Raw genomic sequence first — 25366 nt, 5'->3', positions numbered from 1 at the left:
AGCACCACCGGAAGGACCCCGATGCGCATCCGCGTCGTCAACCCGAACACCACCGTCGCCATGACCGAGACGATCGGCCGCGCAGCCGCGGCGGTCGCCGGCCCCGGGACCCTCGTCGAGGCCGTCACGCCCACCATGGGCCCGGCGTCGATCGAGAGTCACTACGAGGAGGCCCTGGCGGTCCCCGGGCTCCTCGAGCAGGTCGCGCTCGGCGAGCAGGAGGGCGTCGACGCGTACGTCGTGGCGTGCTTCGGCGACCCGGGACTCGACGCCGCGCGGGAGATCGCCACGGGTCCGGTGATCGGCATCGCCGAGGCCGGGTTCCACGCCGCGGCGATGCTCGGTCGGAGGTTCGGCGTCGTGACGACCCTGGCGCGGACGACCGGTCGGGCGCACGAGCTCGCCGAGCGGTACGGCTTCGCGTCGCTCGTCACCGAGGTGCGGGCGTGCGAGGTCGCCGTCCTGGCGCTCGACGACCCCGCGTCCGGCGCACGGGAGCTGATCGTCGAGGAGTGCCGGGCGGTCGTCGCGGGCGGCGCGGACGCGGTCGTGCTCGGCTGCGCCGGGATGGCCGAGCTCTGCGCCGAGGTCTCGCGGGCCGTCGGCGTGCCCGTGGTCGACGGCGTCGCCGCGGCCACGGTCCTCGCCGAGTCGCTCGTCCGGCTCGGCCTCGGCACCGGGAAGTGCGGCGAGTACGCGCCGCCGCCGCCCAAGCCGGTGACGGGGCTCCTCGCGGGGTTCCGACGCGACCAGCCGGCGGACGCGACGATCGGGGTGGCGGCGTGACGCGCCTCCCGGCCGACCTGGTGCTGCGCGCCCACCGGACGTGGGTCGACGGGGCGTGGTGTCCCGCAGCGGTCGTCGTCCGCGACGGCCACGTCACCGACGTGCTGCCGGTCGACGCGGACGTGCCCGCCGCCGTGGACCGGACGGTCCCGGCGGGCCAGGTGCTCCTGCCCGGCCTCGTCGACACGCACGTGCACGTCAACGAGCCCGGGCGGACCGAGTGGGAGGGCTTCGCGTCCGCCACCCGCGCCGCGGCGCTCGGCGGTGTGACGACCATCGTCGACATGCCGCTCAACTCGATCCCGGCGACCGTGGACGCCGAGGCGCTCGCGGTCAAGCGGGCGAGCGCGGACGGCCGCGTCGCGGTCGACGTCGGGTTCTGGGGCGGTGCGGTCCCGGCGAACGCGGGGGCGCTCGCGGACCTGCACGACGAGGGGGTGTTCGGGTTCAAGTGCTTCACAGCACCCTCGGGCGTCGACGAGTTCCCGCACCTCGACCCCGGGCAGCTGCAGGCCGCGATCGCCGAGGTCGCCGCGATCGACGCGCTCCTGATCGTGCACGCCGAGGACCCCGCGCACCTCGTCGCGCACGACGCGCTCGGCGGTCGGTACGAGGACTTCCTGGCGACCCGACCGCCGGTCGCCGAGCGCTCCGCGATCGGACAGGTCGTCGACGGGGCGCGGGCGACCGGTGCCCGCGTCCACGTGCTGCACCTGTCCGACGCCGGGGCGCTGCCGATGATCCGGGCCGCGAAGGACGACGGCGTGCGGATCACCGTCGAGACGTGCCCGCACTATCTGGCGTTCGAGGCGGGGTCGATCCCGGACGGCGCCACCGAGTACAAGTGCTGCCCGCCGATCCGCGACGACGCGAACCGCGACGCGCTGTGGGCGGGGCTCCTCGACGGAACCATCGACTGCGTCGTGTCGGACCACTCGCCGTCCACCGCGGACCTGAAGACCGACGACTGGGGGCTCGCCTGGGGCGGGATCGCCGGGCTGCAGGTGGGGTTCCGGGCGGTCTGGACCGAGGCGGTCCGGCGGGGCATCGCGCTCGAGACGGTGCTGCCGTGGTTCACGACCGGACCGGCCGACCTGGTCGGACTCGACGACCGCGGGCGGATCGCGCCGGGTGCGGTCGCGCACCTCGCCGTGTTCGACCCGGACGCGCTGTCGGTGGTCGACGTGGCCGGGCTCGCGCACCGCAACCGGGTCTCCGCGTTCGCCGGCCTGGAGGCACGGGGTCGGGTCACCGAGACCTGGTTGCGCGGCAAGCTGGTCGCCACCGCCGACGGCGGGGTGACGGCCGTCCAGGGCCGGCTGCTCGAGCGACCGGCACGCGTTGCTCCGCAACACGCTCGAAACGAACGTTCCGGTAGCCTGCTCACCGGAACGACCGACGCACGAACGGACCTGTCATGACGCACCCGGTGAACCCGCCCGCCCGACTCCTCATGGGGCCCGGACCCATCGACGCCGACCCCCGGGTGCTCCGCGCGCTGTCGACCCCGCTCGTCGGGCAGTACGACCCGTGGATGACGCGGACGATGTCCGAGACGCAGGAGCTGTACCGGCAGGTGTTCGGCACCGGGAACGACGGGACCGTGCTCGTCGACGGGACCTCGCGCGCCGGCATCGAGGCGGCGCTCGTGTCCCTGCTGGCACCCGGTGACCGCGTGCTCGTCCCGGTGTTCGGCCGCTTCGGGCACCTGCTCGTCGAGATCGCGACCCGCGCCGGCGCCGAGGTGCACACCGTCGAGACCGCGTGGGGCCAGGTGTTCCCGGTCTCGGTCGTCGAGGAGGCCGTGCGGCGTGTGCGGCCGAAGCTCGTCGCCGTCGTGCAGGGCGACACCTCGACCACGATGAACCAGCCGCTCGACGAGCTCGGCGCGGTGTGCGACCGGTACGGGGCGCTGCTCTACACCGACGCGACCGCGACGATCGGCGGCAACCCGCTCGAGGTCGACGCGTGGGGGATCGACGCCGCGACCGCCGGCCTGCAGAAGTGCCTCGGCGGCCCGTCCGGCAGCGCGCCCCTCACGGTCTCGCCGCGCGCGGTCGAGGTGCTCCACGGTCGCCGGAGCGTCGAGGCCGGCATCCGCGAGGCCGACGACGTCGTGGCGGAGCAGCCGATCCGGTCGAACTACCTCGACCTCGCGATGATCCTCGACTACTGGGGTCCCCGCCGGCTGAACCACCACACCGAGGCCGCGTCGATGCTCTACGCGGCACACGAGTGCGCCCGGATCCTGCTCGACGAGGGCCGCGACGCCGTGGTCGCCCGGCACGCCACCGCCGGCCGCGCGATGACCGAGGGCGTGCAGGCACTCGGGCTGCGGGTGTTCGGCGACCTCGCGCACAAGATGCACAACGTCGTCGCCGTGGAGATCCCGGACGACGTCGTCGGGGACGCCGTGCGTGCGGCGATGCTCGAGGACCACGGCATCGAGATCGGGACCTCGTTCGGCCCGCTGCACGGTCGCGTCTGGCGCCTCGGGACGATGGGCTACAACGCCCGCAAGGACGCCGTCGTCACGACGCTCGCCGCGCTCGAGCACGCGCTGCGCCGGGCCGGGCACGCGGTGCCGCAGGGCGGCGGGGTCGACGCGGCGCTCGACGTGTACGCGGGAGCGTCGTCGACCGTCGGGACGCCGTCGCTCGTCGAGGTGTCGGCGTGACCGCGGCGGCCCAGACCGTGCCGACCGCGAGCGGGCGGGCGCTCGCCGACGCCGCGACCGTCGTGCGCTGGTGCGACGAGCTCGCCGCCGTGTCGCAGGACGACGGTCGGATCACCCGCGTGTACCTGTCGCCGGAGCACGCCCGCGCGAACGCCGTCGTCGACGGGTGGATGCGCGACGCCGGGCTCGAGACGTGGCAGGACGCCGCCGGGAACCTGCACGGGCGGGTCGCCGGTGCCACCCCGGACGCCCCGGTGCTGCTGCTCGGATCGCACCTCGACACCGTGGTGGACGCCGGCCGGTACGACGGGGTCGTCGGGGTGCTCATGGCGATCCGGACCGTGGCGCGCGTGACGGCCGCCGGTCCGCTGCCCGTCGCACTCGAGGTCGTCGCGTTCTCCGACGAGGAGGGCACCCGGTTCGGCAAGGCCCTGCTCGGGTCCTCGGCGGTCGCGGGGGTCTGGGACGAGGGCTGGTGGGACCTCGAGGACGGCGACGGCGTGACGCTCCGCGACGCGTTCACCGCCTTCGGGCTCGACCCCGAGCGGGTCGGCGAGGCCGCTGTGCGCCCCGAGCGGCTCGTCGGGTACCTCGAGGCGCACATCGAGCAGGGGCCGTGGCTCGAGCGGGCCGGCCAGGCGCTCGGCGTCGTCACGAGCATCGCCAGCGCCCGGCGGTTCGCCGTCGAGGCCGTGGGCGAAGCCCGGCACGCCGGCGGCACCCCCTACGAGCGGCGGCACGACGCCCTGCTCACCGCCGCCGAGGCCGCCCTCGCGGTCGAGCGGATCTGCCGGGCCGAGCAGCACGTCGGGACGGTCGGCACCATGACCGTCGAACCCGGGGCCGTCAACGTCGTCCCCGGGCTCGCGCGCTTCAGCGTCGACCTGCGCGGTGAGTTCGACGAGGGCCGGGACCGGGTCTGGGAGACGATCGTCGCGGCCTTCGACGAGATCGCCGCCCGGCGCGGGGTCACCGTCACGCCGACCGAGGTGCACCGGGCGCCGGCGGTGTTCTGCGCGCCCCGGCTGACGGCCGCCGTGCGGGCGGGGATCGTCGCCACGGGGGAGACCGACCCCGCGGAGCTGTTCTCCCGCGCCGGCCACGACGCGATGTCGCTCGGGCTCGTGACCGACGTCGCGATGCTGTTCCTCCGCAACCCGGACGGCATCAGCCACCACCCGGACGAGTTCGTGTCCGAGGACGACGTCGCCCTCGGACTCGACGCCCTCGCCGTCGCGGTCGAACGCGTCGCCGACGACCTGGCGGCGCGGTCGTGAGCGCCACCGTGACCGACGTCCGCGCTCGCGTCGACGCCGTCTGGGACCGCCTGTCGCCCGCCGAGCGCCGCGTCGCCGCGATGGTCCGGCACGACCCGGAGCTGCTGCTCGTCGGGACCTCGGCCGAGCTCGCCGCCGAGTCCGGCACCTCGAAGGCCACCGTGTCCCGCCTGGTGCGGTCGCTCGGGTTCCAGGACGCGGCGCAGGTGCGGCAGGAGCTCATGTCGGCCCGGGGCAACGGTCTGCCGTGGGCCGCCGAGGACGCTGCGCACGTCGACCAGCGCGCGGTCGAGGCGCGGAACCTCGACGCCGCCTTCGCCTCCCTCGCCCGGGCCGACCGGGTGCGGCTCGCCCGCCGGATCGTCCGCGCGCACCGCGTGCTCGTGTTCGGGGAGCGGGCGGCGCACCCCGTCGCCATGCAGCTCCGGTCGCAGCTCGCGCAGGTCCGACCGGACGTCCGGCTCGGTCCGGCGCCCGGGCAGCGGCTCGGGGAGGAGGTCGCCGACCTCGACCGCCGCGACCTCGTGGTGCTCGTCACGGTCCGCCGGCACGCCGCGGGGGCCGAGGGGCTCGTCCGGCACTGCGTCGCGACCGGGGCGGACGTCGTCGTGCTCGGCGACCCGACCGCGGCCGTGATCGCCGCGCCGGCGTCGACCGCGGTGCTGTGCCCGGTGGACTCCCCGTCGGCGTTCGACTCCATGGCGGCGATGTTCGCGGTCGTCGCGGCGATCGCGAACGACGTGTACGAGGCGGCCGGGCCAGCCGGGCGTGCCCGGGTCGACGCCGTGGCCGCGGCCTACGACACGCTGGGGGAGCTCGCCGGGTCCTGACCGCCGCGCTCGAGCTCGGACCGGAGCGACGCGTTCCGGTCCGCGATCAGCCGGCGCAGGTACCGGCCGAGCACGAGCCGTTCCGCCAGCCGCCCGAGCGGACCGAAGGGCGCCGTCAGGGTGACCTCGTCGACCATCCGCGTTCCGCCGGCCGACGCCGTGAACCGGTGCTCGTGCCGGAAGCGGGCGAACGGCCCACGCACCTGTTCGTCGACGAACCGACCAGGAGCCTCCAGGGCGGTGACCCGACTCGTCATCCGCCAGACGATCCCGAAGTGCCGTGCCCGCCACGTGACGGTCTCGCCGAGCCCGATCGTGCCGGACGTCGTGCCGGCGACCGCCCGCTCGCCGGACGCGGCCATCGACCGTTCGTGCGCACCGACGTCGAGCGACAGCGCGAAGGCGCGCTCCGGCGACGTCGCGAGGTCGGTGACCAGGCGGAACGTGACCGTCACCGGTCCGGCCATCCGGTGGCGGCTGCGCGGTCGTCCCAGCGCAGCACCGCGGCGGTGAGCTCGTCGTGCCGCTGCCCGCGGTGCAGCGAGCCGGACCGGCGGCGGCCCTCGTACGTCAGGCCGAGCCGCTGCGCGACCGCGGCCGAGGCGGCGTTCCCGGCGAGCGCGCGCCACTGCACCCGGACGAGCCCGAGGCCCGTCGGCGCGTCGGCGAACGCCCAGCGGAGCACGCGGTCGGCGGCCTCGGTGACGAAGCCGTGCCCGCGTCCGTCCGGGTGCACCGCGTACCCGATCTCGGCCGCACCGTCGGCGAGGCCGAACAGCCCGACCGTGCCGAGCAGGCGCAGGTCCTCGGCGCGACGGATGCCGAACTCGTACCGGACGTCGTCCCGCCACCCGGCGGCGACGACCTCTTCGAGGAAGTGCCGGGCCTCGGCGTGGCCGTACGGCACGGGCACCGGGGTGGAGGCGATGACGTCCGGGTCGTTCGCGTACGCGACCACGTCCTCGGCGTCCGCGGTCGTCGGCACGGAGAGCACCAGGCGGTCGGTGCGGAGCGTCACGGGCTGCACACCGCGAGCCTACTGACCGGGCGGTAGCGTCGACGGCATGACCCTCGACGCCCTCGCCTTCCCCGTCATCGACGGCCACAACGACCTGCCGTGGGAGCGCCGCGAGTCGCACGACTCCGGCGTCGAGGGCATCGACACCGAGCAGGGGACGCTGCACACCGACCTGCCGAAGCTCCGCGCCGGCGGCGTCGTCGGGCAGTTCTGGTCGGTGTTCGTGCCGTCCGACGACCCGGACCCCGTCCGGACCACGCTCCAGCAGATCGACACCGCGCACCGGATCATCGCCGCGTACCCGCAGGACCTGACCTTCGTGCGCACCGCGGCCGAGCTCCGTGGGGCTGTGGACGCCGGGCGGATCGGGTCGTTCCTCGGGGCCGAGGGCGGCCACTCGATCGGCGACGACCTGGCCGTGCTCCGGACCTTCGCGCGGCTCGGCGTGCGGTACATGACGCTGACGCACAACGACGACACCACGTGGGCCGACTCCGCCACCGGGGCCCGGGCGCACGGCGGCCTGACCGACCGCGGCCGCGAGGTCGTCGCCGAGATGGAGCGCACCGGCATGCTCGTCGACCTGTCGCACGTCGCGCCCTCGACCATGCGGGACACCCTCGACGTCGCGACGCAGCCGGTGGTGTTCAGCCACTCGTCGACCGTCGGGGTCGACGACCACCCGCGGAACGTCCCGGACGACGTGCTCGGCCGGCTCGCGGACAACGGCGGCGTGGTCATGATCACGTTCGTGCCGAAGTTCGTCTCGCGTGCGTGGGCGGACTGGGAGGAGGCGGGCTCCGAGGGCGAGCCGCCCCTGGTCACCGTCGCGGACGTCGCGGACCACGTCGACCACGCCCGCCGGGTCGCCGGGGTCCGGCACCTCGGGCTCGGCGGCGACTACGACGGCACCCCGGTGCTGCCGCCGGACCTGCGGGACGTGTCGCGGTACCCCGTGCTCGCCGAGGAGCTGCGGCGCCGGGGCTGGGGCGACGAGGACCTGCGCGCGCTGGCCGGCGGCAACGTGCTGCGGGTGCTCGAGGCGACGGACGAGCGGTTCGCGCAGAGTGCGTTGCGCTGACGGGGCGGGGCGGGGCGGGCGTCGGACCGTCGTGTGGCCGGGTCAGACACCCGGCCCGGAGGCGCGGCGCGCGCCCGGCGCGTCAGCGCGCGTCAGCGCACGTCACAGGACAGGGGAACGCCGGGTGCCGTCGCTAGGATCGCAGCGCACCACGCGCCTCCAGTGCAGGGGGTGCGCACCTGACCCGCAGAGGACGGACCGGATGAGCGGCACCATCTACGACAACATCTCGCAGGCGTTCGGGAACACCCCGCTCGTGCGACTGAACCGGCTGCCGCAGCCGGGCGGTGCCGAGGTCCTCGCGAAGCTCGAGTTCTACAACCCCGGGTCGAGCGTGAAGGACCGGCTGGGCGTCGCGATCATCGACGCGGCCGAGGAGTCCGGCGAGCTGCAGGCCGGCGGCACCATCGTTGAGGGGTCGTCCGGCAACACCGGCATCGCGCTCGCCCTGGTCGGAGCCGCCCGCGGGTACCGGGTCGTCATCACGATGCCCGAGACGATGAGCGTCGAGCGCCGGGCGCTGATCCGTGCGTTCGGTGCCGAGATCGTCCTCACCCCGGGGCCGGAGGGCATGAAGGGCGCTGTCTCGCGTGCCGAGCAGATCGTCGCCGAGACGCCGGGAGCGATCCTCGCCCACCAGTTCGAGACCCCGGCGAACGCCGCGATCCACCGGAAGACCACCGCGGAGGAGATCCTCCGCGACACCGAGGGCCACGTCGACGTGTTCGTCGCGGGCGTCGGGACCGGCGGCACCATCACGGGCGTCGGCCGGGTCCTCAAGGAGCGCGTCCCCGGCGTGCAGATCGTCGCCGTCGAGCCGAAGGACTCCCCGCTCCTGACGGAGGGCAAGGCCGGGCCGCACAAGATCCAGGGCATCGGCGCGAACTTCGTCCCCGAGGTCCTCGACCGTTCCGTCATCGACGAGGTGTTCGACGTCGAGCTCGACGACGCACTGCGCGTGGCCCGGGCGCTCGGGACGGAGGAGGGCATCCTCGCGGGCATCTCCTCCGGCGCGATCATCCACGCGGCCGTGCAGATCGCCGCGCGCCCGGAGAACGCCGGCAAGCGGGTCGTCGCGATCGTCTGCGACACCGGTGAGCGCTACCTGTCGACGCCGCTGTTCGAGGGGCTCACTGCGTGACGCGTGCCACCCGACGCGGTGTGCTGCGGACGGTCCGCGAGGACCTGGCCGCAGCACGCCGCGGCGACCCCGCCGCCCGGGGTGACCTGGAGAACGCGGTGGTCTACTCCGGCCTGCACGCCGTCTGGACGTACCGGCTGACCCACCGGCTGTGGACCGCCGAGGACCTGCCCGGGTCGCGGTTCGCGGCGCGCGTGCTCGCCCAGCTGGCGCGGTCGGCGACCGGGATCGAGATCCACCCGGGTGCCCGCATCGGTCGACGGTTCTTCATCGACCACGGGATGGGCGTCGTGATCGGCGAGACGGCCGTGATCGGCGACGACGTCGTGGTGTTCCACGGCGTGACGCTCGGCGGCCGCGGGGGCGAGCACGGGCCGGGCGTCCGCCGGCACCCGGCGGTCGGGGACCGCGTCGTGCTCGGCGCCGGGTCGTCGCTGATCGGCGCGATCACGATCGGGCCGGACTCGGTGGTCGGCGCGAACACCGTCGTCACCAAGGACGTGCCGGCCGGGTCGGTCGTCACGGGCGTCGCCGGGACCGCGCGTCCCCGGTCCGGACACGAGGGCGTGCCCCCGCTCTGACGCGCGGGCACCTCGGCGTCAGCTCTTCTCGCAGGCGATCCCGTCGCCGTCCGCGTCGAGCCCGCGGTTCGCCTTGTACAGCGCGTCGTCCTTCTTCACGGTGCCCTTGAGCGCCCGGTTCTCGACCTTGCCGGACTTGGTCGTGACGCGGTTCGACGTGACGGACTGCTTCGCGATGCCGCCGGAGTACACCTTCTGCACGGCGGTGCAGTTCTTGTACACGGTCGGTGCCGCCTGGGCGGCCGCGGTGCCGCCGAGGACGACGGCTGCGGCGAGGACGGTGGACGCGGCGGCGATGCCGGCGGTGCGGAGGAGGTGCACGGGTGCTCCCGGGGGTCGTCGGCGCACGACGGGTTCCGTGGCCGATGTGATCGTACGACGGGATCGGTGAGGAGTCCTCGCCCCCGAACGGGTCGCACCGTGGCTCGGGTGGGTACGGTGCGGCATGCTGGGGGGATGGACGGGGCGGCACTGCACGAGGTCACGGTCCGCACCGCGCTGGCGCTGCCCGCGGTCGAGGAGACCCAGCCCTTCGGCGACGAGTCCGTCGTCTACAAGGTCGTCGGGAAGATGTTCGTGCTCCTCACCGAGCTCCGCGGCGTCCCGATCGTCAACCTGAAGTGCGCACCCCCGCACGGCGCCGCGCTCGTCCGCGACCACGCCGAGGTGTCGCCCGGCTGGCACATGAGCAAGCGGCACTGGATCACCCTCGCGCCGGGCGACGGCCTCGACGAGTCGATGGTCGAGGACCTCGTCGCGAACTCCTACGAACTCGTCGTCGCCGGGCTGCCGCGTGCGGCCCGCCCGCTCGACCCGGCACGCCGCGCCCGCCCCGAGGATGCCTGACCCTCCGGCTCAACGCACCCGACCCGGTGCCAGCACCTTCGACACCTCCCGCACGACCTTCGGCGCCAGGCGCTCGCCGGAGTCGAGTACCGCGCGGGCCTGCTCCTGGGTCAGCCCGGCCGAGATCTGCCCGATCGTCACGCCGTGCGCCGGTCGGTGCACGACGACCACCGGGTCCCCGGCCGCCACCGGCCCGGAGCGCACCACGCGGAGGTACGCGCCCGGACGGTTCTCGGCCGCGAACCGCTTCACCCACCCGTCGATGCGCATCCGACGGGCGAAGGTCCCGCAGGGCACCCGGGGGATCGTGACCTCGAGTTCGAGGGTGTCGCCGATCCGCCAGCGCTCACCCGTCACCGCCCCGGTGACGTCGACGCCGGTCGTCCGGAGGTTCTCGCCGAAGAGCCCGGGCGGGACGTCGCGCCCGAGCAACTCGGCGAAGTACGCGGCGTCCTCGTCGGCGTATGCGTACACGGCCTGGTCCTCGCCGCCGTGGTGCTTCCGGTCGGCCTGCACGTCGGCGTGCAGCCCGAGGGGCCGGACCCGGACGGGGCCGTCCACGGGACGCTTGTCGATGGCGGTGACGCCGATCGTCCCGGAGTCGCGGAGCAGCTGGTCGACGCGGCAGACGGCGGTGACGGAGGACATGTCCCCAGCCTGCCGTACGGATCACGCCCGCGGTGTGACGATCCGCTGCTCCGATCCGTCACACCGGTGGAACACACAGGAGGACGACATGACCGGTACCGACACCCACCGCGGCACGCTGCGCAGCGGCGACACGCACCTGCTCGCCCAGGCTCGCGTCCGTGCGCTGGCCACCCGGCCGACCGGACCCTTCCGCGTGACGACCGCGGCGCCCGTCCCGGCACGCCCGGCGTCCCCGGCCCGCCCAGACTTCCCCCACCTGTGACCGGTAGAAGGAACCCGTGCCCCACCAGCCCCTCACGGACCTCGACGACGCCGTCCTCGCCGGCCGGTCCTCCGACGGTGACGTCCGGGCGTTCGAGGTCCTCATCCGGCGGTACACGCCGCTGCTCCGGGCCTACGCCAGACGCACCCTCGGTTCCACCGACGAGCTCGACGACGTCGTGCAGGAGACCTTCATCACGGCCTGGAGCAGGCTCGACGCGCTCGAGGACGGCGCCAAGGTCAAGTCCTGGCTCATGCGCATCCTCAGCCGGAAGTGCATCGACCGCATCCGGGCCCGTCGGGAGCACCTCGACGTCACCGAGCTCGAGGTCGCCGCACCCCGGGACGACGCCCCGGAACGGGTCGCCGAGGCGCGCTCCCGCGAAGAGGCCGCGGAGCGTGCGCTCGCCGAGCTCCCGGAGGCGCAGCGGCGGTGCTGGGTGATGAAGGAAGTGCTCGAGTACCGGTACGAGGACATCGCGGAGGAGCTCGACCTGCCCGTGTCCACCGTCCGGGGCCTGCTGTCCCGGGCCCGGAAGAACATGATCCGTCTCATGGAGGCATGGCGATGACCCCGCACCCGGACGACCTCCGGCTCGACGCCCTCGAGCCGGACGACCTCGACGGCCACACGATCGACGAGCTCGCCGACTACCTCGACGACGGCATGCAGCCGGCGGACCCGACGATCGACGACTCCCCGGCCTGCCAGAACGCCCTCGCCGCGATCATCCGGCTGCGCCAGTCCTCGATGGGGTCGCTCGACGCAGCGGCCGCCGAGGAGCCGCCGGCGGACGAGTCCTGGATCGGCGGGGTCCTCGCGAACATCTCGCTCGAGGCTCGTGCCGGCCGCGACGTCCCCCTGATCCCCGAGGCCCCGACCGAACGCCCCGTGATGACCGAGGGCGCGATCCGCTCGCTGATCCGCAGCGCCGGCGACGTCGTCCCCGGCGTCGTGATCGCCCGGTGCTCGCTCGACGGCGACGTCACCACGCTCGGCGCCCCGGTCCGGGTGCTGGTCGAACTCGCCGTCCGCACCGGCGCGCCCATCCACGCCGCCGCCGAGCAGGTCCGCGAGGCCGTCGCCACGGTCCTCGCCGAGCAGACCGACCTGGTCGTCGACGCCGTCGACGTGCACGTCCGCGACCTGCTGCCAGCCCTGCCGGCCGACGCCGACCACGAGGAGGACCGCGCATGACCTGGGACGACGAGACCGTCGCGGCCGTCGAGGCCGCTGTCCTCGCGGTGCCCGGCGTCGCCGAGCTCTACCGCGCGAAGCCCACGCTCGGGAGTGCGATCGCCTCGGCCCGCAGCCTCGCCTCACGCACCGCCGTCGCCCGCGTCGTGCTCGACGACGACGTCCTGCGCGTGGTCATCGGGACCGACGGCTCCCGTCCCGCGCCCGCCACCGCCCGGGCCGCGCACGTCGCCGCCCTCGAGACCGCGACCGCCCACGGGGTCGCGCTGTCGCGCGTGGACGTCCGAATCGCACGCATCGGCTGACCGCCCGACGAACCGGCCGGCAGACGGACGGGAGGCACGCGGCGGGCCCGCCCCGTGCCTCCCGTCCGACGGTGGTCTCCGCCGGGGTGATCAGTAGAAGTTGTTCGCCTGCGAGTGTGCCCACGCGGCGCAGGGCGTGCCGTACGCGGAGCTGATGTACTGCAGACCCCACTTCACCTGGGTGGTGGCGTTGGTGCGCCAGTCGGCGGCGATCGTCGCCATCTTCGAGCCGGGGAGCGCCTGCGGGATGCCGGTCGCGCCGCCGTTCGCGTTGACGGCCTGGTAGTTCCAGCCCGACTCCTTGGTCCACAGGCTGTCGAGGCACTGGAACTGCGCGGAGCCCCAGCCGTACTGGGACGACGCGAGCTGCGCTGCCGTGGCCTTGGCGCCGGCCGGGGTGTTCGCGGCGGCTTGGGCGCGGGCGGCCTCGGCGGCAGCTGCGGCCTGCTCGGCGGCGGCCTTCGCGGCTGCCGCGGCACGGGCCTGCTCGTCGGCGTCGGCCTTGTCCTGCGCGGCGCTGGCGTCGGCGACCTCGGTCGTGGCGTCCACCGTCGAGGCGATGTGCGACGTGATGGCGCCGCTCGACATGGACCGGTAGTCGGAGAGGGCCTGCACCTGCTGCTCGAGGGCCGCGGTGTCGGTCTTGTCGTTCGCGTCGGCCAGGACCGTCTGCGCCGTGACGATGGTCGCGGCCGCCTGGGCCTTGTCGAGCGACGCGCCGCGGAGGGCCGGTGCGGCACTGGCGCTCGCGCTCGGGGTGGCGATGCCGAACGCGTCGCCGATCGCGGGCTGCGTGCCGACGGTCGCGACGCCGCCGACGAGCGCGAGGGCCGCTGCGCCGCCGACGACGAGCGCGGTGCGGCTGCGGAGTGCTCGGCGGACCCGACGGCTGCGGGTGTCGAGTGCCTGGCGACGGGTGGTCGCGGTGGTCGTGGGGAGGGAGGGGGTGGTGCGTCCTGTCATCGGTTCCGGTGGTCGGCCGGCTGTTGGTGCGGTCCGCGACGGGTGGCGGTGGGCGCACGGGGTGTGGGGGAGTGCGCCCGCGACCATCGGGTGGTCGGTGTCGGGGACCGCGAGCCGGGGGAGGACCGGACGGTGGTGTGGGGCCCGTCCGTCCGCCGCTGGGCGACCGGGGCGGCCGCCTGCTCGGGCGAAGCCGTCACGATGACGTGTCTCCCTGGACGGGCCGTCCAGGGACACTGGCAGAACCGTCCGTCCACCCGTGTGTAACGGTTCGGTAACGGCCCGCTCGGAGCGGGCTCAGCGGCCGGAGGTGTGCACTTCCTGGGAGCGGTCGCCCTGCGCCACGCGCTCGAGGGCGTCGAGTGCGCCGGCGATGGCCTGGACGTCCGCGGTGGGCAGGTCGGCGATGAGCTCGGCGACGATCCCCGTGCGGTCGGAGCGGGCACGTTCGACGGCCTCGACGCCCGCCGGGGTGATGCTCACCATGAAGGCGCGACCGTCGCTCGGGTCGGCCTCGCGCTCGATCAGGCCGCGCTGTTCGAGCTCGGTCAGGATGCGGGTCATCGTCGGCTTCGTGACGACCTCGATCCGCGACAGGTCGCCGGGACGCAGGGGTCCCTCGCGTTGCACGGTGGCCAGGGCGGAGACGATCCCGTAGCCGAGCGAGGCGGCGTCCGAGCGGGCTCGGCGGTTGATCCGACCGACGGCGGCGGCCAGGCGCGCGGCGATCTCGGTGCGGTCCGGCGTGCGGTCGGTCATGCTGCGCTCTCGGTCGACGGGTCGGGCGGGGCTGCTCGGTCGGAGCGATGCTACCGGGGTCCGCAGGCGTGTGACCGCGAGCCACCCGTGCGCGTCCGTCGCGGCGCTCCGGACGCAGGACGCCCGCCCCGCGACGGCGGGACGGGCGTTTCCTGTGCGGACGTGCAGGTGGACTCAGGACTTCTCGCCCGGCAGCAGGTGGATGGCCTCGGTCGCGAGCTCGGCGGCGATGTTGTCGCCGGACTCGGTGGCGGCCCGGAGGCGACGGAAGTCCTCGGTCATCCGGTCCCAGTCGATCAGCTCGTCGAGGTTCGGCAGGCGGAGCCGGAAGGCCAGGCCGTCCATCGTGTCGCGGCAGACCCGCTGCAGGTCGGGGTTGCCGCACGCGTCGACGTACAGGCCGAACACGTCGAGGGCGTCCCGGTTGACCGACGCGACGTCATGGGACTCGAGTTCGGCGATCGTGCGGTCGAGCTGCGCGACGATCCTGCGCCGGGCCGCCGCCGTGAGCCGCGGGACCGCGAGCCGGACGACACCGCCGAACAGCACGCCGAGGGTCTGCATCGCCTCGACCACCTCGTCCGGCTTCGGGGTCGTGACGCGGGTGTACCGGTTCGGGGCCATCTCGATCAGGCCGGCGCGGGTGAGCTGGCTCAGGGCTTCGCGGATGGGGGTGCGGGAGACGCCGAGCCACGCGATGAGTTCGTCGTCGTTGAGCCGCTCACCGGGCTCGAGCGTGCCGTCCATGATCGCGGCGTGGATCTTGAGGCGGACGGTGTCGCGGAGGAGCTGGTGCTCCGTGGGGGCGGTGCGGGGGACCGGCATGCGGTGTCCTCGGTTCTCGGGAAGGACGGATCGGGCTCGTGCCGCACGGGCACGTCGTCCACGGTACCTGATGTACCACCGGACGACGGCCGGACGCGGCGGCTCCGGTCAGTCGTCCTCGAGCAACCGCACCGTGAGCGGGTCCTCGATTCCGTGGAACCAGCGGTCGAGGACGGCACGGAAGGGGGTCGGGTCGTCGGCCGCGCGGGCGAACAGGGTCGCCGACGAACGGGCCTTCATCGCGTCGATCCCGCCGAACAGGGCGTCGGCGCTCCGGGCGGGTGCTGCTGCGGCCACCGCGGCGGCCTCGACGATCCGCGGGCCGAGCACCGGGTGCGCGAGGTACGCGCGGGCCTCGGCGAGTCCCGCGATCCCGTACCGCTGCGCGGTCGTACTCCGGCCGAGGCCGACGAGCTGCGGGAACACGAACCACATCCAGTGCGAGCGCTTCGCACCGGCCCGGAGCTCGGCGAGCGCCTGCTCGTGCACCCCCTCCTGCGCCCGCACGAAACGGTCGAGGTCGAACCGGTCGTCGCTCACCGGACCACGTCCCCCCACGCGTAGCGGACCGTCGTGCCGTCCACGACGAGGAGCGAGTCCGGCGCACGGTCGAACAGCCCGGGGAGGCCGACCGCGGCCGGCAGGTCCCCGTCGAGCCGCTCGAGCCGGGCGGACCGGATCGCCAACGGCGGGTGCTGCCGCTGCCAGAAGAGCGTCTGCGCGAGGTGCCGGGCGTGGATGCCGGCGCGGGTGGTGAGCTCGGCGGCCAGCGGGTCCTGCACCGCCTCACCGGCCACGACGCGGACGGTGGCGTCGAGGCGGGGGCGGGGCGTGCCTCCCGGCCGTCCGCCACCCGCGGTCCGCAGCTGCCGCACCCACCGGAGCGGGTGCCGGGCGCGCGAGGGGTGCCGGACCGAGTGGTGCGCGATCGTGTCGCCCCGCCGTCGGGCCCTGGCGTGCGCGAACGTGTACGGCACGCCGAGCAGGGCGTGGGCGGCGACGATCGCCGGGACGTTCGCGGTGTCGACCGTGCGGTAGGCGACCCCGCGGCGGCCGTGGTCGTCGACGGTCAGGACCTCGATCGTGACCTCGGTCATCGAGCCGAGCCGACCGGAGGGCGGGAACGGCGGCACGCTCGTCTCGCGGAAGACGTACGCGGTCAGCCCCACCCAGGCGCTGCCGTCGACGACGTCCGGGCGGGTGCCCCGCGGGACGAGCCCGGCGAGCTGGTCGGGGTCGCGGCGCCAGTGGGCGAAGACGATGTCCTCCCAGGCGTGCACCGTCACCGGCCGGTGCAGCAGGGGCACCGCCGCGCGAGCACGCGGGGTGTCCGTCACCGGCGCGTGGCGTGCCGACCGACGCGGGCCGCCCACGCGACGAGGGGTGCCTGCAGGGGGAGCCGCAGGACCGAGACGAGCCGCACGGCGCGGGACGCCCGCGGGCTGTCGAGCACGTCGCGTGCCATGGTGACGTTCGCGGGGAAGACCGCGAGGAACAGGGCTGCTGCTGCCCAGCCGGCCGAGCGGCGGGTGGCCGGGACGGCGAGTCCGACGGCCACGGCGAGTTCGGCGAGGCCGGAGCCCAGGGTCGTCAGGCGGGGCGGCAGGCCGTCCGGGACGATCCGGTCGTAGGTGCGCGGGCGGAGGAAGTGGGTCACGCCGGCGCCGGCCAGCAGGACGGCCAGGGCGCGGGCGGTCCGGTCGGCGCGCCGGGTGCGTTCACGTCGTCGCATGAGTCCATCGTGCTCGCCCGGGCCTGCGTGTGCACGGGACGTGCGGTCGGCCGCGGAGTGCGGCCGGCGTCGCTTGCGGAGTGCGGCCGGCGTCGCTTGGGAGTGGGGCCTGCGTCGGTCAGGTGAGGGCGGTCGCCACGAGGTCGAGCACCGCCGCGGCCACCTCGGCTTTCGTCCCCGAGGTCTCCCGCACCACGTGGCCGCCCGGCACGAGCACCTCGATGGCGTTCTCCTCGCGCTCGAAGCCCGACGACCACCCGACGTGGTTCACGACGAGCAGGTCCGCGGGCTTCCTGGCGATCTTCGCGCGGCCCAGGGCGAGCCGGGCCTCGCGGTCGGGCTCGGTCTCGGCCGCGAACCCGACGATGATCTGGCCGGTCCGCCGCGCGGCCACCAGATCGGCCAACACGTCCGGGTTCCGCACCAGCTCGAGCGTCATCCGGTCGCCCTGGTCGTCCTTCTTGAGCTTCGCCTCGCGGACCTCGGCCGGCCGGTAGTCCGCCACCGCGGCCGTCATCACGACGACGTCCGCCTCGGCCGCCGCCGCGTGCACGGCGTCGGCGAGCTCCTGCGCGGAGCCGACCGGCACCACCGTCGCGTCCAGTCCGGCGGTGAGTCCGCCGTCCACGTTCGCGGCGACGAGGGTCACGACGGCGCCGCGGCGGGCCGCGTCCGCCGCGATCGCGACGCCCTGGCGGCCGCTGGACCGGTTCCCGACGAAGCGGACGGGGTCGAAGGGCTCGCGCGTGCCGCCGGCGCTCACGACCACGCGGACGCCGGCGAGGTCGCCCTGCTCGCCGCGGGCACCGGGACCGGGACCGGCCTGGAGGCTCGCCCCACGCCCGGCGGGCCGTCCCGCGTCGGTCGTGTGGCCGGGCTCGGTGCTGGTTCCGGTCCTGCTCCCGGTCCCGTTGCCGGTTCCGGTTCCGGTGCTGGTTCCGCTCCCGGTTCCGGTTCCGGTGACGACCGCGAGGGCCGCGCGGACGATCTCCTCGGGCTCCGCCATCCGGCCGATGCCGGCGTCGTCGCCCGTGAGGGCCCCGACGACCGGTCCGACCAGGTGCACGCCGCGACCCTCGAGGGTCCGGACGTTCGCCACGGTCGCCGGGTGCTCCCACATCTGCGGGTGCATCGCGGGGGCGAGGACCACGGGGGCCTCGGTCGCGAGCAAGGTCGTGCCGAGCAGGTCCCCGGCGAGCCCGGCGGCCATCCGGGCGATCGAGTCCGCCGTGGCCGGTGCGACCACGACGAGGTCCGCGCGCCGGCCGAGGGCCACGTGGCGCACCTCGGACACGTCGTCCCACACGCTCGTGGTCACGGGGTTGCGGCTCAGGGCCTCGAGCGTGGGCAGGCCGACGAAGCGGAGCGCGCCCTCGGTCGGGACGACGTGCACGTCGTGCCCGCGCTTGACGAGGTCCCGCACGACCCCAACGGCCTTGTAGGCGGCGATCCCGCCCGTGATCCCGACGACGACGGTCAGACGGCGAGCTGCTGCAGCATCCACGCCGGTCACGCTACCCGGACGGTCGTGCGAGGATCGACCCCATGTGCACCGTCGTCGTCCGCGTCGACCCCGCGGGCGAGTGGCCCGTCACCGTGCTCGCCCTGCGGGACGAGTCCCCCGACCGGCCGTGGGACCCGCCGGCCGCGTGGTGGCCGGAGCGCGACCCATCGGTGCGCGGCGTGCGCGACCGGTCGGCCGGAGGCGCGTGGCTCGCGGCGTCCGACACCGCCGGGCTCGCGGTCGTGCTCAACCGCGCGGAGCCCGTGCCGAGCACCGACGGCACGTGGACGACCCGGGGCGTCGTCCCGCTCGACGCCGTCGACGGGGTGCTGCCCGGCGCCGACGGGCAGCTGCCGACCACCCGGGCGTTCAACCTCGTCCGTGCCACGGCCGACGGGGTGACGGTGTCGACCTGGGACGGCGAGGCGGTCCGGACGACCGACCTCGGCCCCGGCGTGCACATGGTCACCCACGGAGCACCGGACGACCCCACCGCGCCCCGGATCGGCCGGTGGCTCGACGCCTTCCGCGCCGCACCCGCACCCACCGCGCCGCCGGTGCTCGGCCCGTTCGACGAACTCCGCACCGCCGACGCCGGGACGGACGCCGGCGACGGGTGGAGCGGGTGGTTCGGGCTCCTCGCCGAGTCGGCCGCGCTGCCGTCCGACGACCCGGACGCGATCCTCCGCGACGCCGTCGAGCCGGACGGGCACGTCGCGACGCTGTCCATCGTGGCCGCTGCCGTCGGGCGGGATCGGACCGTGCTGCAGCACGCGCGGCTCGAACGGCCGGGGCGGCTCGACGGCTCGGTGGAGCTCCACCGCGCCTGACCCGGGGCGGCCTGCCCCGCGCGTTCCTGCCCATCGCGCGTGCCATGGGAAGCCGATCCGCGCGTGGGGTGGCGGAAGGGGCGGTTTCCCATGCGCGGAACGGCCTTCGACGCGCGGAACGGCATCCCACACGCAGATCGGTCACCCGGCGGGGGCGCGAACCCTGTGGGGACCGGCAGCGACCGGGGCGGTCCCACTGTCCGGGGACGGCGTACGGTCACGGCTCGTGACCCGATCCGTACGCCCCGCTCCCGCACGACGCCGCACGGTGCTCGTCGCGCTGACCGCGGTGGTCGCCGCGGGCCTCCTCGCCGGGTGCACGGAGAGCACCTCGGCGGCAGCCCCGGCCACCCCGCACCCGAGTGCGACCACCCGGGCGTGGGACCACGCGCCGGGGGAGCGCATCGTCGTGATCGGCGACTCGATCACCGCCGGGCACGGCCTGACGCCGGAGCAGGCGTGGCCCTCGCTCCTCGCCCGGACCGAGCGGTGGCAGCTGACGAACTTCTCGTGCGACGGCGCCGGGGTCGTGGCCGAGGGCGACGCCGATGAGTGCGCGAGTGCCTACCCGACCCTCGTCCGACGTGCCGTGGACGAGCGGCCGCAGGTCGTGTTCATCCAGGCGAGCTCGAACGACCTCGGCGAGGACGACGCCGTCGTGAAGAGCCAGACCGACCAGCTCGTGGCCGAGGTGCACCGGCTGCTGCCCGAGGCCCGGGTCGTCGGGCTCAGCGCGATCTGGAACGAGCAGGCCCCGCCGGCGCAGCTCGCCAAGATCTCGCACGCGATGCACCGGGCCGCCCGGAAGGACGGCGGGACCTACGTCGACATCGGCGATCCCCTCCGCGGGCACGCCGACTGGATGCAGTCCGACGACGTGCACCCGACGGTGCGCGGGCAGCGGGCGATCGAGGCCTCGGTCATCGAGTCGTTCGCCCGCGACCGCCTGCGGTTCTGACGCCGGCGGGACGCAAGCGGCACCGCGCCTCCAGGCCGGCGACCCGACCACCCGCCGGACCGACGACCGGCCGCTCGACCAGCCGCCGGACCGGCGGCCCGGGGTCAGGCGGGCGCCTGCGTCCCGGTGAGGTCCTCGGCGACCGCCCACAGGGACCGCGCCAGGTCCGCGCTCCGCGCGCTCCGGGGCACGGTGACCGTCGTGGTCGGACCGGTCAGGCCCGCCGGTCCGTTCGGCCCGTAGTAGGCCCCGCCCACCGCTGCCGGTCCGACCGCGGCGTACAGCAGCGGCTCCGCGCCCTGCTCGACGGCCTGCGTGAACGGCAGCGCACGGTCGCTCGACCGAACCGGCCGGGAGCGCCCGAGCGACCGTCCCGCGGACTGCAGGTTCGTGCGCGTGTAGCCCGGGTGGGCGGCGGTGCTCACGAGTGACCAGTCGCGCTCGACCGTCAGGCGGTGCAGGTGCAGCGCGAGGAGCAGGTCGGCGAGCTTCGACTGGGCGTAGGCGCGCCACGGGTTGTAGCCGCGGTGCCACTGCAGGTCGTCGAAGCGGATGCGTCCGGGGATCGCGGCGAGGCTCGACATCGTCGCGACACGGGGGACACCGCCACCGGCGTCGCCCGCACCGCCTGCGCCTGCGCCTGCGCCTGCACCTGCGCCGCCGCCCGCGCGCAGCAAGGTCGGCAGGAGCAGGTTCGTGAGCGCGAACGGGCCGAGGAAGTTCGTGCCGAACTGCAGCTCGAACCCGTCCGCCGTCTCGAAGCGCTCGGGCGGCGCCATCACCCCGGCGTTGTTGACGAGCACGTCGAGGGGCCGCTCGTCCGCGGCGATCCCGTCCGCGAAACGGCGGACGCTGGACAGGTCCGCCAGGTCGAGCTCACGCACCTCGAGGTCGGCCGCGGGGTGCTCGCGGCGGATGTCGGCTGCTGCGTCCTCGCCCTTCGCGGGGGTCCGCACCGCCAGGACGACACTGGCGCCGGCGGCGGCCAGGCGCTTCGCGGTCTCCTTGCCGGTGCCGCTGTTCGCACCGGTCACGACGATGCGGCGGCCGGTCTGGTCGGGGATGTTCGGCATGCGCGGGACGGTACCCGTGGGGTCTGGCCGACGACCGAGCGCTGTGCTATATTCATGCAAACGCATCGATCAGGAGGCGCGCCATGAGCAACGCATTCGGAACCGACCGTCCCTCGGACGTCCCGCCGCCCGCACCCGAGCGCATCGGCCCGGTGCAGCTCGGCCTCGACACGTTCGGCGACGTCACCGAGCGGCTCGACGGGACCGTCCGGAGCCAGGCGCAGAGCCTCCGCGAGGTCGTGGACGAGGCCGTCCTCGCCGACCAGGTCGGCATCGACTTCATCGGCGTCGGGGAGCACCACCGCGAGGACTACGCGGTCAGCGCCCCCGAGGTCGTCCTCGCCGCGATCGCCGCGCGCACCGAGCGCATCCGCATGGGCAGCGCCGTGACCGTGCTGTCGAGCGACGACCCGGTGCGCGTCTACGAGCGCTTCGCCACCGTCGACGCGATCTCGGACGGTCGCGCCGAGGTCATCCTGGGCCGCGGCTCGTTCACCGAGTCGTTCCCGCTGTTCGGCTACGAGCTGAGCGACTACGAGGTCCTCTTCGAGGAGAAGCTCCAGCTCTGGAACGCCCTGCGCGGCGGCGACAAGGTCACCTGGAGCGGCACGAAGCGTGCGCCCCTGACCGACCAGGACGTCTTCCCGAAGCTCGAGCACGGTCCGATCCCGACGTGGATCGGCGTCGGTGGCTCCCCGCAGTCCGTCATCCGTGCGGCCTCGTACGGGCTGCCGCTGTTCCTCGCGATCATCGGCGGGCAGCCCGCGCAGTTCGCACCGTTCTCCCGCCTGTACCGCCAGGCGCTCACGCAGCTCGAGCTCCCGCAGCAGCCGATCGCGATGCACTCGCCCGGGTTCGTCGCCGCGACCGACGAGGAGGCCGCCGAGCGCTACTGGCCGTACCACAAGGCCGTCACCGACCGCCTCGGTCGGGAGCGCGGCTGGCCGCCCCTCGACCTCGCGCAGTACCAGGCAGGGCTGTCCGCCGGCGGGTCGCTGTACGTCGGGTCGCCCGAGACGGTCGCGCGCAAGATCGCGCGGAACATGCGGATCCTCGGCGTCTCGCGTTTCGACATGCGGTACGCGACGGGTCGCCTGCCGCACGAGGACATGATGCGGTCCATCGAGCTCTACGGCACGCGGGTCGCCCCGCGGGTGCGCGAGCTCCTGGCGGAGCCCGTCCCGGTCCCGTAGGCACGCGGTCGCCGGCTGCGGACCGCGGACCCCGGCTGCGCCGGCCTGGAGGCACGGGGCACGTCCGTCACGTCGGCTCACGGTCGGCGCGGGTACGGTCGGCGCCATGCTGCGACCGAACGGGGCCACCGAACGACGCTTCCGCGGCCGGATCCTCGGCGCCGGGACGACCTCCGGCGTGCGGATCGTGGTCGGCATGTGGGACCGCTCGCCGTTCGGGTCGTTCACGGACGTGTTCCTCGAGCTCGCCGACGGGTCGAGCGTGCTGCTCGCGCCGGACGAGATCGTCGCCGCGTACGTGTCCGGCACCTACCGGTTCGACACCGTCTCGGTCGTCGACGTCCGTGCCCGGCGGACGGCGCGCGGCCTCGAGCTCGACGCCGGACCGCTGCAGGCGACCATCGACGTCGGCGGGATCTCACCGCTCGGCCGGGTCCTGCGCATCGTGCCGAAGCCGATCGCCCGCGACCCCCGGTGGCTCGCCCTGATCGACCCCGTCGCACGGCTCGTCTCGCCGGGGTCCGGCACGGCCGGCTCGGCGGGCAACGGCCGCCGCGAGTACTACGGCGTGACCGGGGCCCACGACGTCACCGCGGTGTCGGGGACCTGGGCAGGGGAGCCGCTCGGGACGCTCGCCCCGCTCGACCCGCCCGTGGCGTTCGGCTTCGCGTCGATGCCGCGCGTGCCGCAGGTCGTCGACGTCGAGACCACGATCCGCGAACCCGCCGTCTGAGCGTCGGCGCTGCCGCCGGCCGCGGTGGTGCGCGCCCGGGGACGCGACCGTGCGGCGGGTGCTGCCACGTGCCTCCAGGCCGGGTCGGACGCGTCCAGCGTCGAGGGGCAGACTGGTCCGAACGGAACGCGCCCGGGACTGCCCGGCCGGACGTCGAGCACAACGGGGCGCACGACGAACAGGAGCATCATGACCGACACGCAGGCAGACCAGCGCGCCGCCATCTCGGACATCGTCCACGGAGCACGCACCGCCCTGCTCACGACCGTCAGCGACGACGGTCAGCTGCACGCACGGCCCCTCGCCGTGCAGGACAAGGCGTTCAACGGGACGCTGCGGTTCCTCGTGCAGGACGGCAGCGAGAAGGTGACCGACATCGCCCGCAACCCGCACGTGAACGTGGCGATCGAGTCGCAGGGCGGGTACCTCTCGATCGCCGGACGCGCCACGGTGACCCGCGACGAGAGCGTCATCGACGAGCTGTGGTCGCCCTTCGCCGAGGCCTGGTTCCCGGAGGGACGGCAGGACCCCACGATCCGGCTGCTCACGGTCGAGGGGGACTCGGTCGAGTACTGGACGCAGGACACCGGACCCGTGGGGAGCCTCGTGCAGACGCTGAAGGCCGCGCTCGGCAAGCAGAGCCAGCCGGACACGGGCGACCACGGGACGGTCGAACTCTAGGCGGGCGGGCTCGCGGGCTGGCGGGCTCGCGGAACGCAAACTGGGCGGTTCCTCGCAGCGGTATGTCGCTGCGAGGAACCGCCCACGTTGCGTTTCGCGGTCGGGGTGGGCCGGCCCGGCCCCGCCCGACCCGGCCCGGGTCAGGGCGGGCCGAGCAGCCACAGCACGGCGACGAGCACCGGCTGCCCGAGGAGCGCGCAGCTCACGAACGTCCACCGCATCCAGGGCCGCGCGACGAGCTCCGGCGAGCCGAACAACGGCGCGAGCGGCATGAGCAACCGGGGCGTCGAGGCCATCGGCAACGACACCGCGAAGATGTACAGCGCGTACGCCGCCGAGTACAGCACCGTCGTCTGCCCGAGCTTCCGGGTCGAGCGACGCAGGAGCCACACGGGGTACGCCACGAGCAGGAACACGACGATGAACACCCCGCCGACGCCGATCCAGCGCAGGGCGATGAGGAACCACGGCGTCATCGGCACGAAGTCGACCCGACCGATGAAGTTCACCCACCAGGACATCTCGGTCTCGAGGTACGCGTCCGGCCGACCGGTCACGTGCGACGCGATCACGGGCCACGCGACCCCGGCTGCGGCCATCACGGCCCCTGCAGCGACGACCCGGACCCGCTCCGCGACGGGGAACGCGTCGAGCGACCGCAACCCGGTGCCGGCTGCGGCCCGACGTGCGCGGATCCACCGGACCAGGGCGACGACCCCGAGCACGAGCGGGATCGCCAACGCCCCCGGCCGGGTGAACGCCGCGACGACGCCGAGCAGCGCGAGCAGCCCGTACCGCCGACGCTCGAGCGCGAGCAGCGCCCCGAAGGTCAGTGCGAGGAACGTGCTCTCGGCGTAGCCGACCTGCAGCAGGAACGACAGCGGCCCGCACGTGAAGAAGAAGACGGCCCACATCCCGGCGGCGTGCCCGGCGTGGTCGGCGACGAGCCGGTGCAGCAGGAACGCGGCGACGAGCCCGGCGAGCAGGGCGACGAGCGGCGCCCCGACCTCGAACGGCAGCCCCGTCGAGGCGGTCAGCGCCCGGATCGCGAACGGGAACGCGGGCAGGAACGCCCACGAGTTCTGCGCCACGTGCCCACCGGCGTCGAGCGGCAGCGTCGTCGGGTACCCGTGCACCGAGATCTGCTCGTAGTACTGCCCGTCCCACGCGGTCAGGAACGCCAGGAACCCGTGCCCGTTGCCCCACACCGCGTTGTCCGGCATCGCCCGCCCCATCAACGGGTAGGCGAGCGCGAGCCAGAACGTGGAGACGACCCGGCCACCGGTCCACACGAGCAGGACCGCGGCCCAGGCGGGCATCGCGGTGGCGAGGTCGACGAGACGACGTCGACCGTTCGCGAGGGTGCCGGCGACGACGCCGTCGTACCGGCTCACCGGCCCGCTCCGCGATGTCCGGGCATCAGGGTGGGCACGTCCCGAGGGTAGCCGTCCGTTCCTGGACCC

Annotated in this window: 31 protein-coding genes; 18 read left to right on the top strand and 13 right to left on the bottom strand. The window is 74.6% G+C overall.

The window, feature by feature from the left end:
- The first annotated feature begins 21 nt into the window (after positions 1-21).
- Genes FB462_RS13410 through FB462_RS13390 form a run of 5 tightly spaced genes read left to right on the top strand, consistent with a single transcriptional unit; the run spans position 22 to position 5570 of the window.
- Positions 22-786, top strand: a complete 765-nt coding sequence (locus tag FB462_RS13410) for an aspartate/glutamate racemase family protein (RefSeq protein ID WP_141862390.1) — start codon at positions 22-24, stop codon at positions 784-786.
- Positions 783-2207 (top strand): allantoinase AllB, encoded by a 1425-nt coding sequence (allB, locus tag FB462_RS13405; protein WP_188868825.1) that lies wholly within the window; start codon positions 783-785, stop codon positions 2205-2207. Before FB462_RS13410 ends, allB begins: the two co-directional genes overlap by 4 nt.
- Positions 2204-3463, top strand: a complete 1260-nt coding sequence (locus tag FB462_RS13400; protein ID WP_141862388.1) for a pyridoxal-phosphate-dependent aminotransferase family protein — start codon at positions 2204-2206, stop codon at positions 3461-3463. Before allB ends, FB462_RS13400 begins: the two co-directional genes overlap by 4 nt.
- Complete coding sequence (locus tag FB462_RS13395) at positions 3460-4740, top strand: allantoate amidohydrolase (RefSeq protein WP_229666656.1); 1281 nt, start codon at positions 3460-3462, stop codon at positions 4738-4740. Before FB462_RS13400 ends, FB462_RS13395 begins: the two co-directional genes overlap by 4 nt.
- Positions 4737-5570, top strand: a complete 834-nt coding sequence (locus tag FB462_RS13390) for a MurR/RpiR family transcriptional regulator (RefSeq protein ID WP_058742671.1) — start codon at positions 4737-4739, stop codon at positions 5568-5570. The genes FB462_RS13395 and FB462_RS13390 overlap by 4 nt, the downstream gene beginning before the upstream one ends.
- Here FB462_RS13390 and FB462_RS13385 read toward each other — a convergent pair.
- On the bottom strand, positions 5537-6025 hold the full coding sequence (locus FB462_RS13385; protein WP_208738914.1) for an SRPBCC family protein: 489 nt from the start codon (positions 6023-6025) through the stop codon (positions 5537-5539). The two genes, FB462_RS13390 and FB462_RS13385, sit on opposite strands and share 34 nt — an antisense overlap.
- On the bottom strand, positions 6022-6597 hold the full coding sequence (locus tag FB462_RS13380) for a GNAT family N-acetyltransferase (RefSeq protein ID WP_141862386.1): 576 nt from the start codon (positions 6595-6597) through the stop codon (positions 6022-6024). Before FB462_RS13380 ends, FB462_RS13385 begins: the two co-directional genes overlap by 4 nt.
- Positions 6598-6634: 37 nt before the next feature.
- Between FB462_RS13380 and FB462_RS13375 the strand changes: the two genes are divergently transcribed.
- The 3 genes from FB462_RS13375 (at position 6635) to epsC (ending at position 9391) form a co-directional block, all read left to right on the top strand.
- Positions 6635-7669 (top strand): dipeptidase, encoded by a 1035-nt coding sequence (locus FB462_RS13375; RefSeq protein ID WP_141862384.1) that lies wholly within the window; start codon positions 6635-6637, stop codon positions 7667-7669.
- Between the two features lie 202 nt (positions 7670-7871).
- Positions 7872-8810, top strand: a complete 939-nt coding sequence (gene cysK / locus FB462_RS13370; protein WP_141862382.1) for a cysteine synthase A — start codon at positions 7872-7874, stop codon at positions 8808-8810.
- Positions 8807-9391 carry a serine O-acetyltransferase EpsC gene (gene epsC, locus FB462_RS13365; protein WP_229666654.1) on the top strand — a complete coding sequence of 195 codons (585 nt, stop codon included), beginning with the start codon at positions 8807-8809 and terminating at the stop codon, positions 9389-9391. Before cysK ends, epsC begins: the two co-directional genes overlap by 4 nt.
- A gap of 18 nt (positions 9392-9409) precedes the next feature.
- On the opposite strand, the gene FB462_RS13360 is transcribed toward epsC, so the two are convergent.
- Positions 9410-9712: an excalibur calcium-binding domain-containing protein gene (locus FB462_RS13360; protein ID WP_167510116.1), complete on the bottom strand. Its 303-nt coding sequence runs from the start codon at positions 9710-9712 to the stop codon at positions 9410-9412.
- 135 nt (positions 9713-9847) lie between these two features.
- Here FB462_RS13360 and FB462_RS13355 point away from each other — a divergent pair, with 135 nt between their 5' ends.
- Complete coding sequence (locus tag FB462_RS13355) at positions 9848-10237, top strand: MmcQ/YjbR family DNA-binding protein (protein WP_141862378.1); 390 nt, start codon at positions 9848-9850, stop codon at positions 10235-10237.
- Between the two features lie 9 nt (positions 10238-10246).
- Here the strand turns inward: FB462_RS13355 and FB462_RS13350 are convergent, their stop codons facing one another.
- Positions 10247-10885 (bottom strand): MOSC domain-containing protein, encoded by a 639-nt coding sequence (locus FB462_RS13350; protein ID WP_141862376.1) that lies wholly within the window; start codon positions 10883-10885, stop codon positions 10247-10249.
- Positions 10886-10973: 88 nt separating this feature from the next.
- Between FB462_RS13350 and FB462_RS17430 the strand changes: the two genes are divergently transcribed.
- The 4 genes from FB462_RS17430 to FB462_RS13335 are packed head-to-tail and all read left to right on the top strand — an operon-like array spanning position 10974 to position 12652.
- Positions 10974-11150 (top strand): hypothetical protein, encoded by a 177-nt coding sequence (locus FB462_RS17430; RefSeq protein ID WP_167510115.1) that lies wholly within the window; start codon positions 10974-10976, stop codon positions 11148-11150.
- Between the two features lie 16 nt (positions 11151-11166).
- Positions 11167-11721, top strand: coding sequence for an RNA polymerase sigma factor (locus FB462_RS13345; protein ID WP_058742663.1), 555 nt, complete (start codon positions 11167-11169; stop codon positions 11719-11721).
- Positions 11712-12347: an Asp23/Gls24 family envelope stress response protein gene (locus FB462_RS13340; RefSeq protein WP_141862374.1), complete on the top strand. Its 636-nt coding sequence runs from the start codon at positions 11712-11714 to the stop codon at positions 12345-12347. The genes FB462_RS13345 and FB462_RS13340 overlap by 10 nt, the downstream gene beginning before the upstream one ends.
- Positions 12344-12652: a hypothetical protein gene (locus FB462_RS13335; RefSeq protein WP_114849781.1), complete on the top strand. Its 309-nt coding sequence runs from the start codon at positions 12344-12346 to the stop codon at positions 12650-12652. Before FB462_RS13340 ends, FB462_RS13335 begins: the two co-directional genes overlap by 4 nt.
- A 90-nt stretch (positions 12653-12742) precedes the next feature.
- Here FB462_RS13335 and FB462_RS13330 read toward each other — a convergent pair whose 3' ends face one another.
- From FB462_RS13330 to FB462_RS13300, 7 genes are all read right to left on the bottom strand, one after another.
- Complete coding sequence (locus tag FB462_RS13330; RefSeq protein ID WP_114849780.1) at positions 12743-13615, bottom strand: aggregation-promoting factor C-terminal-like domain-containing protein; 873 nt, start codon at positions 13613-13615, stop codon at positions 12743-12745.
- 297 nt (positions 13616-13912) lie between these two features.
- On the bottom strand, positions 13913-14374 hold the full coding sequence (locus tag FB462_RS13325; RefSeq protein ID WP_141862372.1) for a MarR family winged helix-turn-helix transcriptional regulator: 462 nt from the start codon (positions 14372-14374) through the stop codon (positions 13913-13915).
- Between the two features lie 174 nt (positions 14375-14548).
- Positions 14549-15199 (bottom strand): GntR family transcriptional regulator, encoded by a 651-nt coding sequence (locus FB462_RS13320; RefSeq protein ID WP_114849778.1) that lies wholly within the window; start codon positions 15197-15199, stop codon positions 14549-14551.
- Positions 15200-15307: 108 nt separating this feature from the next.
- Positions 15308-15739: a DUF1810 domain-containing protein gene (locus FB462_RS13315; RefSeq protein ID WP_141862370.1), complete on the bottom strand. Its 432-nt coding sequence runs from the start codon at positions 15737-15739 to the stop codon at positions 15308-15310.
- Complete coding sequence (locus tag FB462_RS13310; RefSeq protein WP_167510114.1) at positions 15736-16536, bottom strand: YqjF family protein; 801 nt, start codon at positions 16534-16536, stop codon at positions 15736-15738. Before FB462_RS13310 ends, FB462_RS13315 begins: the two co-directional genes overlap by 4 nt.
- Positions 16533-16931, bottom strand: coding sequence for a DoxX family protein (locus FB462_RS13305; protein WP_114849776.1), 399 nt, complete (start codon positions 16929-16931; stop codon positions 16533-16535). The genes FB462_RS13310 and FB462_RS13305 overlap by 4 nt, the downstream gene beginning before the upstream one ends.
- Positions 16932-17049: 118 nt before the next feature.
- Positions 17050-18411, bottom strand: coding sequence for a bifunctional phosphopantothenoylcysteine decarboxylase/phosphopantothenate synthase (locus FB462_RS13300; protein WP_141863359.1), 1362 nt, complete (start codon positions 18409-18411; stop codon positions 17050-17052).
- 65 nt (positions 18412-18476) lie between these two features.
- Here FB462_RS13300 and FB462_RS13295 point away from each other — a divergent pair, with 65 nt between their 5' ends.
- Positions 18477-19265: an NRDE family protein gene (locus FB462_RS13295; RefSeq protein WP_141862366.1), complete on the top strand. Its 789-nt coding sequence runs from the start codon at positions 18477-18479 to the stop codon at positions 19263-19265.
- Between the two features lie 226 nt (positions 19266-19491).
- A complete protein-coding gene (locus FB462_RS13290; RefSeq protein WP_167510113.1) occupies positions 19492-20223 on the top strand; it encodes an SGNH/GDSL hydrolase family protein in 732 nt (243 codons plus the stop codon).
- A 104-nt stretch (positions 20224-20327) separates the two neighbouring features.
- Here the strand turns inward: FB462_RS13290 and FB462_RS13285 are convergent, their stop codons facing one another.
- Positions 20328-21296, bottom strand: a complete 969-nt coding sequence (locus FB462_RS13285) for an SDR family NAD(P)-dependent oxidoreductase (RefSeq protein WP_141862362.1) — start codon at positions 21294-21296, stop codon at positions 20328-20330.
- Between the two features lie 83 nt (positions 21297-21379).
- On the opposite strand from FB462_RS13285, the gene FB462_RS13280 reads away from it, so the two are divergent.
- The 3 genes from FB462_RS13280 (at position 21380) to FB462_RS13270 (ending at position 23903) form a co-directional block, all read left to right on the top strand.
- Positions 21380-22489, top strand: a complete 1110-nt coding sequence (locus FB462_RS13280; RefSeq protein WP_114849773.1) for an LLM class flavin-dependent oxidoreductase — start codon at positions 21380-21382, stop codon at positions 22487-22489.
- Positions 22490-22595: 106 nt separating this feature from the next.
- The gene (locus FB462_RS13275) at positions 22596-23222 is read left to right on the top strand and encodes a hypothetical protein (protein WP_141862360.1); all 627 of its coding nucleotides are present in this window, start codon (positions 22596-22598) and stop codon (positions 23220-23222) included.
- Between the two features lie 189 nt (positions 23223-23411).
- The gene (locus FB462_RS13270; protein ID WP_058741405.1) at positions 23412-23903 is read left to right on the top strand and encodes a pyridoxamine 5'-phosphate oxidase family protein; all 492 of its coding nucleotides are present in this window, start codon (positions 23412-23414) and stop codon (positions 23901-23903) included.
- 140 nt (positions 23904-24043) lie between these two features.
- Here FB462_RS13270 and FB462_RS13265 read toward each other — a convergent pair whose 3' ends face one another.
- Complete coding sequence (locus FB462_RS13265; RefSeq protein WP_114849771.1) at positions 24044-25297, bottom strand: glycosyltransferase family protein; 1254 nt, start codon at positions 25295-25297, stop codon at positions 24044-24046.
- Positions 25298-25366 lie beyond the last annotated feature (69 nt).

This window comes from Curtobacterium citreum, from assembly GCF_006715175.1.
In the GTDB taxonomy this organism is placed as follows: domain Bacteria; phylum Actinomycetota; class Actinomycetes; order Actinomycetales; family Microbacteriaceae; genus Curtobacterium; species Curtobacterium citreum.
This window is presented reverse-complemented; position numbering and strand designations above follow the sequence as displayed.

Coding starts and splice junctions, on each gene's coding strand:
- FB462_RS13410 (WP_141862390.1), top strand. CDS start 22: ATGCGCATCCGCGTCGTCAACCCGAACACCACCGTCGCCATGACCGAG.
- FB462_RS13350 (WP_141862376.1), bottom strand. CDS start 10,885: ATGTCCTCCGTCACCGCCGTCTGCCGCGTCGACCAGCTGCTCCGCGAC.
- FB462_RS13305 (WP_114849776.1), bottom strand. CDS start 16,931: ATGCGACGACGTGAACGCACCCGGCGCGCCGACCGGACCGCCCGCGCC.
- FB462_RS13335 (WP_114849781.1), top strand. CDS start 12,344: ATGACCTGGGACGACGAGACCGTCGCGGCCGTCGAGGCCGCTGTCCTC.
- FB462_RS13285 (WP_141862362.1), bottom strand. CDS start 21,296: ATGCCGAACATCCCCGACCAGACCGGCCGCCGCATCGTCGTGACCGGT.
- FB462_RS13375 (WP_141862384.1), top strand. CDS start 6,635: ATGACCCTCGACGCCCTCGCCTTCCCCGTCATCGACGGCCACAACGAC.
- FB462_RS13400 (WP_141862388.1), top strand. CDS start 2,204: ATGACGCACCCGGTGAACCCGCCCGCCCGACTCCTCATGGGGCCCGGA.
- FB462_RS13330 (WP_114849780.1), bottom strand. CDS start 13,615: ATGACAGGACGCACCACCCCCTCCCTCCCCACGACCACCGCGACCACC.
- FB462_RS13280 (WP_114849773.1), top strand. CDS start 21,380: ATGAGCAACGCATTCGGAACCGACCGTCCCTCGGACGTCCCGCCGCCC.
- FB462_RS13275 (WP_141862360.1), top strand. CDS start 22,596: ATGCTGCGACCGAACGGGGCCACCGAACGACGCTTCCGCGGCCGGATC.
- FB462_RS13295 (WP_141862366.1), top strand. CDS start 18,477: ATGTGCACCGTCGTCGTCCGCGTCGACCCCGCGGGCGAGTGGCCCGTC.
- cysK (WP_141862382.1), top strand. CDS start 7,872: ATGAGCGGCACCATCTACGACAACATCTCGCAGGCGTTCGGGAACACC.
- FB462_RS13320 (WP_114849778.1), bottom strand. CDS start 15,199: ATGCCGGTCCCCCGCACCGCCCCCACGGAGCACCAGCTCCTCCGCGAC.
- FB462_RS13340 (WP_141862374.1), top strand. CDS start 11,712: ATGGCGATGACCCCGCACCCGGACGACCTCCGGCTCGACGCCCTCGAG.
- FB462_RS13325 (WP_141862372.1), bottom strand. CDS start 14,374: ATGACCGACCGCACGCCGGACCGCACCGAGATCGCCGCGCGCCTGGCC.
- FB462_RS13270 (WP_058741405.1), top strand. CDS start 23,412: ATGACCGACACGCAGGCAGACCAGCGCGCCGCCATCTCGGACATCGTC.
- FB462_RS13355 (WP_141862378.1), top strand. CDS start 9,848: ATGGACGGGGCGGCACTGCACGAGGTCACGGTCCGCACCGCGCTGGCG.
- FB462_RS17430 (WP_167510115.1), top strand. CDS start 10,974: ATGACCGGTACCGACACCCACCGCGGCACGCTGCGCAGCGGCGACACG.